The organism is Catenulispora rubra (assembly GCF_015356825.1).
Lineage (GTDB): Bacteria > Actinomycetota > Actinomycetes > Streptomycetales > Catenulisporaceae > Catenulispora > Catenulispora rubra.
The window spans coordinates 22307-37043 of record NZ_JAACYW010000091.1 but is presented as its reverse complement, the minus strand read 5'-3'; the positions used below and the strand labels follow the sequence as shown (position 1 = coordinate 37043).

Annotated in this window: 13 protein-coding genes and 1 pseudogene; 6 read left to right on the top strand and 8 right to left on the bottom strand. The window is 72.0% G+C overall.

Features of this window, described 5'->3' with window-relative positions; translation table 11 throughout:
• A partial coding sequence (locus GWK61_RS24405) for an AAA family ATPase (RefSeq protein ID WP_194911625.1) occupies positions 1 to 2402 on the bottom strand: 2402 nt, incomplete at its 3' end.
• Positions 2403 to 2782: 380 nt separating this feature from the next.
• Between GWK61_RS24405 and GWK61_RS24400 the strand changes: the two genes are divergently transcribed.
• A complete protein-coding gene (locus GWK61_RS24400; RefSeq protein ID WP_194911623.1) occupies positions 2783 to 3976 on the top strand; it encodes an alpha/beta hydrolase in 1194 nt (397 codons plus the stop codon).
• A 167-nt stretch (positions 3977 to 4143) separates the two neighbouring features.
• On the opposite strand, the gene GWK61_RS56840 is transcribed toward GWK61_RS24400, so the two are convergent.
• From GWK61_RS56840 to GWK61_RS24385, 3 genes are all read right to left on the bottom strand, one after another.
• On the bottom strand, positions 4144 to 6141 hold the full coding sequence (locus tag GWK61_RS56840; RefSeq protein WP_228562870.1) for a hypothetical protein: 1998 nt from the start codon (positions 6139 to 6141) through the stop codon (positions 4144 to 4146).
• A 195-nt stretch (positions 6142 to 6336) separates the two neighbouring features.
• Positions 6337 to 7509 (bottom strand): hypothetical protein, encoded by a 1173-nt coding sequence (locus GWK61_RS24390; protein ID WP_228562869.1) that lies wholly within the window; start codon positions 7507 to 7509, stop codon positions 6337 to 6339.
• A gap of 116 nt (positions 7510 to 7625) precedes the next feature.
• A complete protein-coding gene (locus tag GWK61_RS24385; protein WP_194911621.1) occupies positions 7626 to 8102 on the bottom strand; it encodes a tautomerase family protein in 477 nt (158 codons plus the stop codon).
• A gap of 226 nt (positions 8103 to 8328) precedes the next feature.
• Here GWK61_RS24385 and GWK61_RS24380 point away from each other — a divergent pair, with 226 nt between their 5' ends.
• Entirely contained in the window at positions 8329 to 9195 is an 867-nt protein-coding gene (locus tag GWK61_RS24380; RefSeq protein WP_194911619.1) for an aldo/keto reductase, read from the top strand.
• Positions 9196 to 9225: 30 nt separating this feature from the next.
• Here the strand turns inward: GWK61_RS24380 and GWK61_RS24375 are convergent, their stop codons facing one another.
• The 4 genes from GWK61_RS24375 to GWK61_RS24360 all read right to left on the bottom strand — a co-directional run bounded on the left by GWK61_RS24375 (position 9226) and on the right by GWK61_RS24360 (position 11999).
• A complete protein-coding gene (locus GWK61_RS24375) occupies positions 9226 to 9510 on the bottom strand; it encodes an FAD-dependent monooxygenase (RefSeq protein WP_194911617.1) in 285 nt (94 codons plus the stop codon).
• Positions 9510 to 10811 (bottom strand): sensor histidine kinase, encoded by a 1302-nt coding sequence (locus tag GWK61_RS24370; RefSeq protein WP_194911615.1) that lies wholly within the window; start codon positions 10809 to 10811, stop codon positions 9510 to 9512. Before GWK61_RS24370 ends, GWK61_RS24375 begins: the two co-directional genes overlap by 1 nt.
• Positions 10808 to 11473: a response regulator transcription factor gene (locus tag GWK61_RS24365; protein WP_194911613.1), complete on the bottom strand. Its 666-nt coding sequence runs from the start codon at positions 11471 to 11473 to the stop codon at positions 10808 to 10810. Before GWK61_RS24365 ends, GWK61_RS24370 begins: the two co-directional genes overlap by 4 nt.
• A gap of 130 nt (positions 11474 to 11603) precedes the next feature.
• Positions 11604 to 11999, bottom strand: a complete 396-nt coding sequence (locus tag GWK61_RS24360) for a hypothetical protein (protein ID WP_194911611.1) — start codon at positions 11997 to 11999, stop codon at positions 11604 to 11606.
• Between GWK61_RS24360 and GWK61_RS24355 the strand changes: the two genes are divergently transcribed.
• The 4 genes and pseudogenes from GWK61_RS24355 to GWK61_RS60900 all read left to right on the top strand — a co-directional run bounded on the left by GWK61_RS24355 (position 11992) and on the right by GWK61_RS60900 (position 14700).
• Entirely contained in the window at positions 11992 to 12390 is a 399-nt protein-coding gene (locus GWK61_RS24355; RefSeq protein ID WP_228562876.1) for a MarR family winged helix-turn-helix transcriptional regulator, read from the top strand. The two genes, GWK61_RS24360 and GWK61_RS24355, sit on opposite strands and share 8 nt — an antisense overlap.
• A 183-nt stretch (positions 12391 to 12573) precedes the next feature.
• Complete coding sequence (locus tag GWK61_RS58650; RefSeq protein ID WP_194911606.1) at positions 12574 to 13227, top strand: HU family DNA-binding protein; 654 nt, start codon at positions 12574 to 12576, stop codon at positions 13225 to 13227.
• Positions 13228 to 13385: 158 nt separating this feature from the next.
• On the top strand, positions 13386 to 14396 hold the full coding sequence (locus GWK61_RS24345) for an undecaprenyl-diphosphate phosphatase (protein WP_194911631.1): 1011 nt from the start codon (positions 13386 to 13388) through the stop codon (positions 14394 to 14396).
• Positions 14397 to 14521: 125 nt separating this feature from the next.
• Positions 14522 to 14700 (top strand): annotated as a pseudogene (locus GWK61_RS60900) (hydrophobic protein).
• Positions 14701 to 14737 lie beyond the last annotated feature (37 nt).

Here is a 14737-nt window from a genome sequence, read left to right as displayed (position 1 = left end):
GCGCGGGGGCCGGTGGGGATGGAGCGGGCGCCCTGGCTGCGCAGGGCGCGGCGCGTCACCTGGGCCGCGGCGGTGGCGCCGAGGTCGGTGAAGATGCGGTACGCCTGATGGGAGCGCGCCTCGTGTCCCGAGTCGAGCAGCGCCAGTCCGGCCTCGTAGGGGCAGCCGAGGTCTGCCCACATCGCCGCCGCGCCGGCTGCGTCGCCGGCGAGGGTTTGGCGGTACGGCTCGGCGATCTCGCCGCAGATCGGCTGCCGGGAGCCGGTGCGGCGCAGCCAGACCGCGACCGCGCCGCGTTCGACCGAGGTGCAGGCTTCGCCTGGCGCGACAGCGGATTCTGCTGCGCGGCGGGCCTGTGCGGTTTCGCCGGCGAGCCAGTGCGCCTCGGCGCGGGCCAGGCGGGCCGCCACCTGGTACGGCGGTTCGCCCTGGTCGTCGGCGGTGGCGGCGGCCTCGTCCAGGCCCGGCCAGAAGCCTGATTCGCCGCGGCGGGCCCGGATCAGGCCGATCCTGACCAGCGCGCACTGGCGGTTGACCGGGGACGGCCCCACGTCGCCCAGGACCCGGTCGGCCACGGCGACGGCCTCGTCCCAGCGGCCGGTGCGCTCGAAGACGTGCGCCTGCTCGCCGCGCAGGAAGCTGGAGTAGGCGGTGGCGTCGTGCTCCTCGCAGTACGCGAGCCCTTCCAGCAGGTAGCGTTCGGCGTCGGCGAAGCGGAGCCAGCCCTCGCTGATCCCGACCAGGTTGGCATAGGCGCGCGCGGCCTGGTCCTGGTGCCGGCCGACCAGGGCGGTCTTCAGGGCCTGATGCATCAGACCGCTCCACTCCTGCCCGAGCCCGGCGGCCGCGGCGCCCTCGGTGTTCAGCGCGCCGCTGAGCACGTCGGTGGCGCCGAACTGCTCGGCCAGCTGCCGGGCCCGGCGGGCCAGGACGATCGCGGTGTCGTAGTCGGCATAGAGCAGGCGCTGGTGCGCCAGGGTCGCGCAGGCGCCGGCGAGCTCGACGGTGGGGCCGAGCGGTTCCAGGACGGCGAGCGCCGTGTACGCGCCGGTGACCGCGTCCTGGCCGCGGCACAGGCTCCACGCGATCCGCGACAGCCGGGCCAGCGCCGCCCCCTCCCCCAGCCGGTCGCCGATCTCGCGCCGCAGCGCCAGCGCGCGCCGGCCGGCGTCGTCGGCTTCAGTCAGGCGGTCGAGCAGCGTCAGTTCGTCGGCGTACTCCGAGTACAGGCCCGCGCGCTCGGTCGGGTCGGCGTGGTCAGCGAACCTCAGTGCCCTGCCGAACTGCGCGGCGGCTTCGTGGTGCGCGCCGAGGCGGGCGGAGCGGCGGGCGGCTGCCGGGGCGTAGCGGAGCACGGCCTTCGCGTCGCCTGCCGCCTCGGCGTGGTAGGCCAGCCGGGCCTCGTCGTCGCAGTTCTGTGTGTGAAGCGCGTTCAGTACGCGCCGGTGTATCAGGAGGCGACGATGCGCGGGGACGGCCTCGGCGATCGCGAGGCGCGCGATCTCGTGGCGGAAGCGGAGCCATATCCCGTCCGCGACCAGCAGGCCTGATGTGAGGAGGCTGTCGAGGTTGTCGAGATTGTCGAGACCGTCGAGTTCTGCGGCGTCGTCGCTCAGCGCCGCCAACAGCGGCAGCTCGACCTTGGTGCCGATGAGCGCGGCGACCTCCAGGACCGCGCGGGCGCCGGCGGTGAGGCGGGCAGTGCGTGCAAGCACGACGTCGCGTGCTGATGCGGGGACTCCGTGCGCTTCGGCTTGGAGGAGTTCCGTGACGTAGAACGGGTTGCCGGCGGTCAGCCGGAACACGTCGTCGGGCGCGAAGCCGCTGCCGTCGGCGAGGATCCGGACCGCTTGCTCCGATAGGGGTTCCAGGCGGATGCGTCGGGTCGCGGGCTGCGCGACCAGGTCGCCGAGCGCCACGCGGAGCGCGTCGCCGCCGGTCTCGTCGTCGCGGTAGGTGACGATCACGGTCACCGGCGCGTCGCGCAGCCGGCGGCTCAGGAAGCGCAGCAGGTCCAGCGTCGCCTCGTCGGCCCAGTGCAGGTCCTCGACGACCACGACGTCCGGCACGTCGGCCGATCCCAGCTCGTTCAGCAGCGCCCGGAACAGCTCCTCGCGGTCGGCGCCGGCCTCGCAGCGTTCCCACAGCTCGCCGCCGAGCTGCCCGGCCACGTCGAACAGCGGGCCGAGCGGCCGCGGGATGAACAGCCCGTCGCAGGCGCTCCACGACCAGCGCACGGTCGTCAGCTGCCGCCGGGCCGCCTCGACCAGCGCCGATTTGCCGACGCCGGCCTCGCCGGACAGCAGGACCAGGCGGCCGGCAGTTCCCGCGGCCGGTCCTGCGGCCTGGCCCGCGTACCGGACCAACTCGGCCAGCTCGGACTCCCGCTCCACCAGTCGCACGGCAACAGACTCCGCTCCCACGCGCCTCCCCCTCCCCGAACGAACCGTTCAAGGTACCAAAAACCCTGATTCAGTCTCATCCGGTTTATAGCCCGGATCCGGAAGGCCACGCCGGGCGCGAATATGGGGAACTCCCTGCTTGAACATGGGAAACCGTCGCACAGCGCTGAGTCGTGGGCAGTGTGCGACGGGTGGCGTAGGGGTGCGGCGGGCACGTTCAGGCCTTACGATGTGCGGCCGGCGTCGGTGTGACCCAGATCGCATCCGATCGATTTGGCTCACCAACTTCTCGTGTGGAACAGTGCGAATGATACCGTTGCGAGGCCTCGAGACTGTGCTCCATCGCCACGCGCGCCCCCAGTCCCGAAAGGCCCGTTCCCATGAGCTTGACGAGCACGCCGCTGCTCATCCTCGCGGTGTGCCTCGCCATCGGCGCGCCGATAGGCACGTACCTGCTGTGGAACCGGGCCCGCGGGCCGCGTCCGGTGCGGGCCGTGTCGCGGTTCGGGCTGATCGGGCTGTGCCAGGCGACGGTGCTGCTCCTGGTCGGACTTCTGGTCAACAACCACTACAGCCTGTACGCCTCGTGGAGCGACCTGCTCGGCGACGACGGCGGCGGGCCGGTCGCCGTGCACCAGGCCACGCGGCCGGTCACCGACCTGAACCAGTCCGGCGGGAACCCGCCCGACCAGCAGCAGCCGCCGCTGGGCTTCGGCGGGCCGGGGTCGTCGGCGCACCTGCCGCCGATGCCGCCGAACGTGCCCAAGCCGACGTTCGTGCCCGGCGGGCACGGGACGCAGGTCGCGGCGTTCCGCGGGCCGCTGTCCGGGGTCGGCGGGAACGGCGGCGACGTCGCCGTCTGGCTGCCGCCGCAGTACAAAGACCCGGCGTACGCCAACACGCACTTCCCGGTGGTCCTGCTGTTCCCCGGCTACCCCGGCAGCCCCGCCGGCTGGTTCAGCGTGCTGGGCGGCGGGCAGGTGCTCGGGCAGATGCTGACGCAGCAGAAGGCGACGCCGTTCGTGCTGGTCGCGGTGAACGTCAACCAGAACGGCCAGAACCTCAACTGCAGCAACATCCCCGGCGGGCCGCAGATGGCCACCTACATCGCCGAGGACGTGCGCACCATGATCGAGGCGAACTTCCGGGTCTCCGACCACCGCACCGGCTGGGGCCTGATGGGCTTCTCCGACGGCGGCCTGTGCGCCGGCAAGCTCCTGGTCCAGTACCCGCAGTACTTCCGCTCGGCGGCGCAGATGGCCGGCGACTCCACCCCGGACGGCCACCAGGTCGTGCACGCCGGGCCCCAGGTCGTCGACCAGAACTCCACCCTGTGGCTGCTGACGCACCACCGCCCCGGCCCGGACACCCCGATCAGCCTGCTGGCCGCGGTCTCCGACCAGGACACCGACTCCCTGCCGGTCGCCTTCCAGCTGCAGGCCGCGGCGCCGGACATCGTGTCGGTGTCGGAGCACAAGCACGGGGCGCACAACCCGGAGGTGTGGCGGAGCTGGCTGCCGGAGATGTACACGTGGCTCAGTCAGCATCTCGACAGCGCGCAGCCTGCTCGGTAGGGGCGTGAGGCGGTGAGCCCGCCGCTGCCGGTGGACCTGCCGCCGGGCCTGCTGCTGCCAGCAGGCGCGTAGTCGAGCGGGCCGCAGGACCGGTCAGGTCCCACGGCCCGCGGTTTCCGAGCCGGGCAGCCGTCAGCTGTCAGTTGTCTGCAGTCTCGTGTCTGCTGTCAGCTGTCGTAGATCAGGTCGAACGACTCCCACGGCCCGATCGAGTAGCGGTTCGCGATCAGCGGTGAGGCGCCCGCGTTGTCGGCGGTCACGAGCTGGCCGTTGGCGTGTGCGCGCAGGCTCACGCTGCCGTCCGCGTTGTAGACCGCGTCGAACTCCTCCCAGGGGCCTATGGCTGTGCGGTTGGCGATCAGGGGTGAGGCGCCCGCGTTGTCGGCCGTGACGATGTCGTTGTTGGCGTGGGCGCGGAAGCTGATGCTGCCGTCGGCGTTGTTGATCAGGTCGAACGACTCCCAGGGGCCGATGGCTGTGCGGTTCGCGATCAGCGGTGAGGCGCCGGCGTTGTCGGCCGTCACGTAGTCGCTGTTCGCGTGCGCGCGCAGGCTGACGACCGGCAGGGCCGCAGGCGTGACCAGGTCGAACTCCTCCCAGGGGCCGATGGCGGTCCGGTTGGCGATCAGCGGCGAGGCGCCGGCGTTGTCCGCGGTGACGATGTCGCCGTTGGCGTGCGCGCGGAGGCTGATGCTGCCGTCGGCGTTGTTGATGAGGTCGAACGACTCCCACGGGCCGATCGCCGTCCGGTTCGCGATCAGGGGTGAGGCGCCCGCGTTGTCGGCGGTGACGACCTGGGCGTTGGCGTGTGCACGCAGGCTCACGCTGCCGTCCGGGTTCTTGATGAGGTCGAACTGCTCCCAGGGGCCGACGGCCGTGCGGTTCGCGATCAGCGGCGAGGCCCCGCCGTTGTCGGCCGTCACGTAGTCGCCGTTGGCGTGCGCACGCAGCGCTATGACCGAGGCGGTCGACGTCGGCGCGAACGCGGAGAAGCCGTTGGGCGTGCCGAGGCCGGTGGGTCCGTCGTAGCCGGGGCCTGCCGTGCACAGGTAGGCCGGCGTGCAGCTGCCGTTGGCGCCGGTGGTGACGTCGAACAGCGCGTACGTGTGCTGGTACGGGTACTTCGCCGGGCGGTCGGCGGTGCCGGGGACGCCGGCCAGCGCGTAGACGGAGGCGATGATCGGCGAGGCGACGGAGGTGCCGCCGAAGACGACCCAGCCGGACTGGCCGTAGGAGTCGTAGACGGCGACGCCGGTGTTCGGGTCGGCGACCGCGGAGACGTCGGCGACGGTGCGGCGCGGGCAGCCGGTGTCGGTCTGCCACGCGGGCTTCGGGTCGTACGCCGAGCAGCCGGAGCCGGCCCCGGACCACGCCGACTCGCTCCAGCCGCGCGCGGTGGAGGCGGTGGTCAGCGAGGTGCCGCCGACCGCGGTGACGTACTGCGAGGCGGCCGGGTACTCCACGCCGTAGCCGTTGTCACCGGAGGAGACGGTGATCGCGACGCCGGGATGGTTGAAGTAGGCCGCGTCATAGCCGGTGTCGGCCGGGGACTCCGCGCCGCCGTAGCTGTTCGACACGAACCTCGCCCCGAGCGCGACGGCCTCGTTCACCGACGCGCCGAGGTTGCCGATGGTCGCGCTGGTGGCCTCGACCAGCAGGATGTGCGCGCCGGGCGCGATCGCCGAGACCATGTCCAGGTCCAGGGAGATCTCCCCGGCCCAGCCGGCGTTCGGCGGCGGGTAGTTGGTGCCGCCGGACTGGTCGACCTTGCGGAAGCAGCCGTTGGCCGTGGTGCACGCGGCCAGGCCGTACTGGCTGCGGTAGGCGGCCAGGTCGCTCTCGGCGTTCGGGTCGTCGTAGGCGTCGACGATGGCGACGGTCTCGCCGGCGCTGCCGCTGCCGGTCAGCTCGTAGGCCGAGCGCAGGTCGCCGGGGCCGTAGCCGGAGGGGGTGGCCGCCGGGTTGAGTGCGTCGGCGCGGACGCCGGCGATGTCGGTGCGTATCAGGGCGAGGCAGGCCATCTGGCCGGGCGCCTCGGCCACCGAGCACAGGCGTTGGGTCGGGGCCGAGTGCGGGACGGCGGTGGTTGTCGCGGCGGACGCGAATGCAGCGCCGGTAAGCATGAGCGGCGCCAGGGATATCAAGACACTGAATCTGCGACGCATGCGGGTGTTCCTCGTTGCCACGCGAGCTCCTTCGGAAGATCCGAGTGAATCAGAGTTCTTACTTGCGTCGACGCATCCGCGAAGCTAGTGAGCGGCAGTTGTGGACGCAAGGTGGCGTATCGATTAGGCATGTATCGCGGCGCACCAGAAGGTTCCGGACATCGGCTGATATCCGGAGCAATAGAGGAATGGCACCTACACCAGTCGTTCGGCGTTCGCCGCGGCCCAGGCGCGGACCGCGGCCATGAACTCGTCGCGGACGGCGGCGACACGTGCTTCGTCGCGCTCGTCGCGCTCGTCGTCGTCCCCCGCCACGCCGTCCCCGGGCTCGTCGTCCACGCCGCCGTCGTCGGCGTACTCGGCGAACAGGTCGGCGCAGCCGTCGATGCCGACCAGCAGGTCCTCCAGCAGGTCCAGCGCCGGGCGGGCCGGGTCCAGCGGGGTGGTGCGGACCTCGGCGAGCAGGTGGTCCAGGGCGTCCTCGTCGTCCGGGGCGACGCGCTGGACGGCCTGCTGGACCTCGGCGACGGCCTCCGCGAGCCCGACCGGGTTCGGGACCTCGCCCTCGGCCACGGCCATCGCGTCGCGGATCAGCTCGGTGACCGCCTCGTGCGGGCTGGCGCCGTCCTCCAGCAGGTCCAGGACGATGGACAGGGTGGCGACCGGGAGCCCGGTGATGCCGTCGGCCTCCAGCACCGCGGCGGTCAGGGACTGGCCGGTGACCTCGGCGGCGACGCTGGCGGCGGCGTGCAGCCAGTGCGCGGCGGCCACCGCGGCCGCGGTCGGGTCGACGGCGGTGAACAGCTCGTCGGGGCCGAAGGGGTTCTCGCGCAGGAGGCGGTCGGCCTCGGCGACCTGGACCGGGGAGGCGTCGGCCCGGGACAGCACCACGGCCTGGCGGGCCCGCCCGGACAGGTCGCCGAGCTCGGCCTGCTCCACCGCGGCGATCTCGATGTGGACCTCGGCGGTGACGGACTTGGCCAGCTCGGTGTCGCCGATCGCGTGCAGCGCGCGCCCGAGGCGGTGCGCGGCCTCCTCCACGACGATGTAGGACTGCACGATCATGCCGTTCTCCGGCAGGTTCGGCTCCGCGATCGCCTCCGGCACCCCGGCGAAGGCGTCGCGCTCGGCCTGCCGGCGCCAGCCCTCGCTGCCGTCCTCCAGGTCGTCCTCGGCGGCGGAGGCCGGGTGGGTGTAGGCGTGCCACAGCGCGGCCGACAGGTCCGTCAGCGTGCGCGCCACGGCGTAGCGCTGGTCGGCCGGAGTGGCGGGCGGCAGCGTGGCCACGGTGCCGGCGGTGTCGCCGTCGCCGGTGGCCCAGGCGGCGATGAGCGCGCCGCGCTGTTCGTCGATCGCGTAACGGGTCACGTCGGGTCTCCGGTCTCGGTCGGGGTGTCAGAACCATGATCGCACCAGGAGACGTCGTGTCACACGTATTCGGGTGATGCGGGCTCCCCGACGGAGGCCGAGACGGACGTCGGCCGCTACTCGTCCTTCGCCGCAGCGGTCTCGGCGGTCCCGGCGCCCCCGGCGGCCTTCGCGATCTCCGCGATCTGCGCCCGCGCGGCGGCGACCAGCTCGGCGTTGGTGTGCGCGTGGCCGGCCAGGCCCCAGCCGCCGTCGGGGGCCTCGGTGAGCAGGACCCAGGTCCGCTCCGCCGCCGAGGGGTCGCCCGCGGCGGCCGCCACCAGGTCGGTGAGCTGGCGCACGACGGCGAGCTGCTTGTCGCGGTCCAGGGCGCCGAGGTTGGTCAGGACCTGGACCCGGATGTGGTCGGCGGCGCCGTCGACGTTCGAGAAGTGGTCGGCGGACAGGTCGTGCACGAACGCGGCGGTGTTCTGGCGGAACATGGGGATGTCCGGCACCTGTTCGATGCGCATCAGGGTGGCGGCCAGGTCCTGGGTCAGCCGCTTCGGCTCGGCGAAGGTCCCGGCGACGGCGTAGACGTCGATCATCGGCATTTCCGTGCTCCTTGGGCGAGCGTTCAGACGTTTCCGGTGGGGCCCGGATCGTTCCCCTCACCAGCCTGCCAGGGGAGTCGGCGCGCTTCTCTCACCTAAACAGGTGACGAAAGCAGCGGGCCCAGGCATAAAACTGGCCCTTGTGTCGGCTGAGAACGCCGACGGACCAGAACGGCTTAGAACGGCTCAGACGAGATCTCACCGTGCATGGAAAGAAGGCACTCCCATGACCACCACCGCTTCCCCGGCAGCGGCCTCCGGCACGTTCCTCATCGGCGGCGACCTGCCGGTGCACCGCCTCGGATTCGGCGCCATGCGCATCACCGGGCAGGGCATCTGGGGCGACCCGCGCGATCCCGCCGAGGCGGTGCGGGTCCTGCACCGGACGCTGGAGCTCGGCGTGACGTTCATCGACACCGCCGACTCCTACGGACCGGACGTCAGCGAGCGCCTGATCAAGCAGGCCCTGCACCCGTACCCCGACGACCTGGTCATCGCCACCAAGGGCGGGTTCACGCGGCCCGGCCCGGGCAGCTGGGTGGCGGACGGCCGCCCGGAGTACCTGCGCGGGCAGCTCGACAAGAGCCTGCGGAATCTGGGCCTGGAGCGGATCGACCTGTACCAGCTGCACCGCATCGACGCCGAGGTCCCGGTCGAGGAGTCGCTCGGCGAGCTGGAGCGGCTGCGGCAGGAGGGCAAGATCCGGCACATCGGGCTGTCCGAGGTCTCGGTCGCCGAGATCGAGCAGGCCCGGGAGACGACGGAGATCGTGTCGGTCCAGAACCGCTACAGCGTCGCCGACCGCGCCGCGGAGAGCGTCGTGGACTACTGCGAGCAGGAGGGCATCGCCTTCATCCCGTGGTCGCCGATCGCGACCGGCCGGCTCGCCGCCGCCGACAGCCCGCTGGCGACGATCAGCAAGGCGCACGGCGCCACGCCGTCGCAGCTGGCGCTGGCGTGGCTGCTGCGGCGGTCGCCGGTGGTGCTGCCGATCCCGGGGACTTCTTCGGTCGCGCACCTGGAGGAGAACGTCGCTGCGGCGGCTGTGCAGCTGACTGATGAGGAGTTCGAGAGCTTGACGAAGGCTGTGTGAGGGGCTGCGGGCCTCAGCGTTAGGGCCAGATCAACGGATCCCGGCCAAGCGCCGGAACAGGCTGCTGCGACGCCGACTACCTCCTGCGGGCCCGGCTTCGCGGGAGGCGCGTACCGCGTCGAATCCGTAGACGATCATCTCGCGCTCGTAGGCGGCGATCGCGGCGACCACGTCTTGGTCGCCGCAATCAGTGTCGCCCAGTTTCGAGGCGAGGAGCGCCGCGTTCTGGAGCGCGGTGTTCGCTCCTGAGCGGCGGGCCGGGCTCATGGCGTGGACCGCGCCGCCGATGCCCGCTCCGATCACCGCGACCTTCATCAGGCTTCTTCCTTTGTGGGTAACGTCAGGTTCAAGTGGAGGAAGGTCACGGCCGCCGTGAGGCCGCCACGCGCGTTGGCCATCAGGACCAGCTGTGTTCCGTGCGCGGCCGCGATCGTCGCGGCCAGGGCCAGGCCGAGGCCTCGGCCTCGTGGGCCGCCGCCGGTCTCGGCGGTGCGGCCGGCGCGGCGGTAGAAGGGCTCGGTCAGCAGGGGGATCGCCGCGTCCGGGATGATCTCGCCGCTGTTCCGGACCGTGATGGTGACCGAGTCGTCCTTGACCGAGACGGCGACCGAGGCGGTGCCGCCGACGGTGTTGTGACGTACGGCGTTCTGCATCAGGTTGACCAGGAGTTGGCGCAGGAGGACCGGATCGGCTTGGACGAGCGCGTGGGTCAGGACCGCGTCCAGGCCGATGTCCGCCGTGCGCGCCTCGTCGGTCACGGCCGCCACCGCCTCGCAGACCGCCTCGGCGATGTCCACAATCTCGCCGTCCAGGACGCTCTGAGCGCTGTCCGCCAAGTCCAGCAGGGCGTCCACGGTGTCCAGGCTCTGCCGGTTCACGACGCGCAGCTTGCGGGCCAGCGCGGTCACGTCGTGGCCGGCCGGATCGGCGAGCGCGACGTCGAGGACGGCCTGGGTGGTGGCCAGCGGCGTGCGCAGTTCGTGGGAGGCGTTCGCGGCGAAGCGCTGGTGGGCGTGGAAGGCCTGCTCCAACCGGGCCAGCATGGCGTCGAAGGTGTCGGACAGCTCCTTGAGTTCGTCCTGCGGTCCCGGCAGGGCGATGCGGTGGTCCAGCCGGCCCGAGCCGGCCCGGCGGGCGGCGACCGTGATCTCGTGCAGCGGTCGCAGCATCCGGCCGGTGGCGACCCAGCCGACGCCGGCCGCCGCACACACCAGCACCGCCAGCGCCGCCGCGGAGGCGAACAGCAGGGTACTGAGAAGAGTGTCAGCGGACTTGACCACCAAGCCCTTGGCCGCGACCGGAGTCAGCACGTTCGAGACCGCGGCCACGGGCACCGGGGTGAGCTGGGTGCCGCCGGTCGTCTGGTGCGGGCTGGCGGTGGTGGGGAACTCGTAGGTCGGGGCCCATCGCATGAAGAGGTAGAGGGCCAGGAGCGTGACGCCGGCGAGGACGAGCATCAGGAGCGTGTACGCCAGGGTCAGGCGGGTGCGGATCGTGCGGCGGAAGCGCGGCGGGCCGGACCCGATACCAGACCCGGTCCCGGTCCCGGTCCCAGTCCCAGTCCCGGTCTCGGTCTCGGACGCGGCGCGGGCTGTGGCCAGAAGCGCCGCGCTCATGCCGAGGCCGCCAGGAAGTAGCCGACGCCGGTCACGGTGCCGACGATGGACGGTTCGCCGAGCTTCGCGCGCAGGGCCGAGATCGTGATCCGCACGGCGTTGGTGAACGGGTCGGCGTTGGCGTCCCAGGCTTTGTCCAACAGCTCCTCCGCGCTGACGATCCCGCCGCGCCGGCGCATCAGCAGTTCCAGGACGGCGAACTGCTTCGGGGTGAGCCTGATCAGCCGGTCGTCGCGGTAGACCTCGCGGCGGAACGGGTCCAGGCGCACGCCGGCGAACTCCAGCAGCGGCGGCTGCGCGGTCGGGCTGCGCCGGTTCAGGGCCCGGAGGCGCGCGACCAACTCCGGGAACTCGAACGGCTTGGTCAGGTAGTCGTCGGCGCCGAGGCCGAGGCCGGCGACCTTCTCGTCCAGGCGCCTGGCCGCCGTCAGCATCATCACCCGGCAGCTCGGATACTTCTGCACGATCAGCCCGCAGAGCTGGTCACCGTGCATGCCCGGCAGGTCCCGGTCCAGCACGACCGCGTCGTAGGGCGTGACGGCCATGCTCTCCAGGGCCGCGTCGGCGTTGTGCGCGACGTCGACCGCCATCGCCTCGCGGCGCAGGCCCGCCTGGATCGCCTCGGCCAGCATGACCTCGTCCTCGACCACCAGCACGCGCACGGCTCTTCCTTTCCCCGGCGTCGATCGGCCGGAGCGGCTGACCCGGCCCACCGGCACCGTCCGACCTTGCCAGACGGGACGATGCCGATGGAACCGGACATTGACAGTTCTCAGGCGATATACAGGTACGTCAGCGCGCGCCGGTGGTTCCCGAGCCGTCGGTGTGCGGCACGGCGCCGAGCGGGATCGCGATGCCCGGCACCACCTTCGACAGGTCGGGCTTCGCGCCGGGCACGGCCTGCAGGGTCACCGGGCCGGAGTCGACGGAGCCCGGGGCAGCCGGTGCGCCCGGAGCCGCCGGAGCGGTCGTGGTTGTGCCGCCGGTCTTGCCGGTCACGCCGGTCACCTTGCCGAGCGGGATCGCGGTCGCCGTCTGCACCTTGGCCAGGTCCGGCTTCGCACCGGGCACCGCCTTCAGCGTCGGCGCCGAGCCGGTCCCGGACGCGTAGGCCATCCCGCTGCCCGCCCCGCCCGCCAGCACGGTGGCCAGGCCGAGCACTGCCATCGTCCTGCGCTTGATGGTCATCGATCCATCCCCTTCGCTTACCGTACCGCCGTGGACCGGCGGTGGGGCAAGCGAACCAAGCGGGGCCTATCCCGAGCGTTTCGGGCGTCGATACGTTTTCGATAGGCCGCGGACGCTGACCGAACTCAGCGAGGACGACCGGGTCTCCCCCGCTTCCATGGGCCAGATCGTGAACCGCCTCACGTCGGCGGGGTACGCGGTGCGCACCCGCGATCCGCACGACGGTCGCAAGGTTCTGTTCAGCGCCACGGCCGAGGGGGACGCGGTCGCCGGCGCCGCGCGGGCTCAGCGCCACGCGTGGCTCGATCGCCAGTTGCAACAGCTCAGCGCGGAGGACCGTGCTGTGATCGCGCGCGCCGCTGCGTTGTTCAACCAGATCGCAGAATCCTGAGATAGGCGGGCTGAAAAGGGGCCGAAACGAGGCGGGTGCTGGGTCCGGCTCAGGGCCAGACGCGGGGTCGCGCGCGGCCGATCAGTTCGCGTCCTGCCGAGCAAGCCGCACCTTCTGGACACTTTGGGGTGCTACGGTGCCGAACCACAGACGTATTTCAGTTGAACAGGAGGGGACTCAGTGGTGAACAAGGCGGACTTGGCCACCGAGGTGGCGGAGCGGCTGAGCGGCACCGACGCGGACGCCCGGCAGTACGTGGACGCGGTGTTCGATGTCATCATGCGCCATGTGGCCGCCGGGGAGCGAGTGCAGATCCTCGGGTTCGGCACGTTCGACAGTGTGGAGCGGGCCGCCCGGGTCGGGCGGAATCCGCGGACCGGTGCGGCGATCCAGGTCGCGGCCAGCGTGGCGCCGCGGTTCCACGCGGGGCAGACGTTCCGGGTTCAGGTGACGGAGGCGGCGCCGGAGGCGGCGCCGGCGGCGGCAGTGGCTGCGGTCGTCGAGGCGGAGGTTTCGCAGGAGGCTGCGAAGCCGGCGAAGGTGAAGAAGACCAAGGCGGCTGAGCCGAAGGCGGTCAAGACGGCTGCGGTTAAAACGGCTGCCGCTGAGCCGAAGGCGGTCAAGACGGCTGCGGCCGAGAAGCCCGCGAAGGCTGCCAAGGTCGCCAAGGCCGCGGAGAAGAAGGCTGCGAAGTCCTCGGCCAAGAAGACCGTCGAGGTGGCCGAGACGAAGCCGGCCGAGACGAAGGCGGCCGAAACCAAGCCGGCCAAGACGCCGAAGGTCGCGAAGAAGGTCACCAAGAAGGCGGCCAAGCCGGCCAAGTCCGGCAAGAAGTAGGGTCTCGCCGCCGGTGGCGCCGGGCGGCGCTCCCCAGCCGCCGCTCCCTGCCCGGGCCGGACGAGGGCACGGCCTTGCCGCGAAGCGGTTCCCAGGCCGCGCCGTCGTGCCCTACCGTGGTCGCGTCCAGCGATCCGACCACGGCCGGCGAGGTCCCGATGTCGCACCTGACCTATCCCGAGGCGATCGTCGTCGGGCTGTTCCAAGGCGTCAGCGAGCTGTTCCCGGTCTCCAGCCTGGGACACAGCGTGCTGATCCCGGCGCTGATCGGCGGGCGTTGGGCGCGTGACCTCGACGTCTCCGCGCCGGAGTCGCCGTACCTGGCGTTCATCGTCGGGCTGCACGTCGCCACGGCGCTGGCGCTGCTGGTGTTCTTCTGGCGGGACTGGCTGCGGATCATCGGCGGCTTCCTGACCTCGGTGCGCGACCGCCGCGTCGAGACCCCGGACCAGCGGCTGGCATGGCTGCTCATCATCGCCACGATCCCGGTCGGCCTGACCGGGCTGCTGCTGGAGCACACGTTCCGGACGACGCTGGGGCGTCCGGTGCCGGCGGCGATCTTCCTGACGGTCAACGGCGTGATCCTTTACGGAGGCGAGCTGCTTCGGCGGCGGTCGGTGGCGACGGCCGGAGGCGCGGGCCCAGGCGTAGGCGTAGGCGCGGATTCAGGCACGGCGGCGGCCGGAGGTGCGGGCGTGGATTCAGGCACCGGGGCGGCTACGGATACGGCTACGGCTGACCCGGCGACCCAACCCGGCGACCCCGTGGCCTCCGACCTCCGCCTCTCCCGCATCGGCATCGGCCCGGGCACCCTCATCGGCGCGGCGCAGATCCTGGCCCTGCTGCCGGGCGTCAGCCGCTCCGGCGTGACGATGGTCGCCGGCCTGCTGCGCGGACTCTCGCACGAGGACGCCGCGCGCTTCTCGTTCCTGCTGGCCACACCGGTCATCCTGGCCGCCGGCATCCTGAAGGTCCCGGACCTCACCGGCCCCCTCGGCAACGGCATCCGCGGCCAGGTGCTCGTCGGCGCGCTGCTGTCGGGGATCGGCGCGTACCTCTCGGTGCGCTTCCTGGTGCGCTACTTCGAGACCAGGACCCTGACACCGTTCGCCGCGTACTGCTCGCTGGCCGGGATCGCGTCGCTGGTGGTCTTCGCGGTTCGCGGCTGAGCACGGGAAAACCGCTCACCGAAAGCTGTTTGAACGGCCGCTCGCGGGCCAGAAGGACGCTTCACAACGACGCGACCGGGCTCCGGATTCACCTCCGTCGCAGCCCGCGGAAAGGATTCACCGTCATGGGCGTCATCTTGCTGGTCCTCCTGTTGGCCCTCCTGCTCGGCGGCCTCGGCTTCGCCGTCCACGCACTGTGGGTGATCGCCGTGATCGTGTTCGCCGCCTGGCTGATCGGCTTCGGCATCCGCCGCGGCGAGGCGCCGCCGGCGGTGGCCGTCGCCGCTGGTACGGGCGCTGGTAGCAGCCCGCGGGGCCGGCCCGAGCGCTCGGGCCGGCCC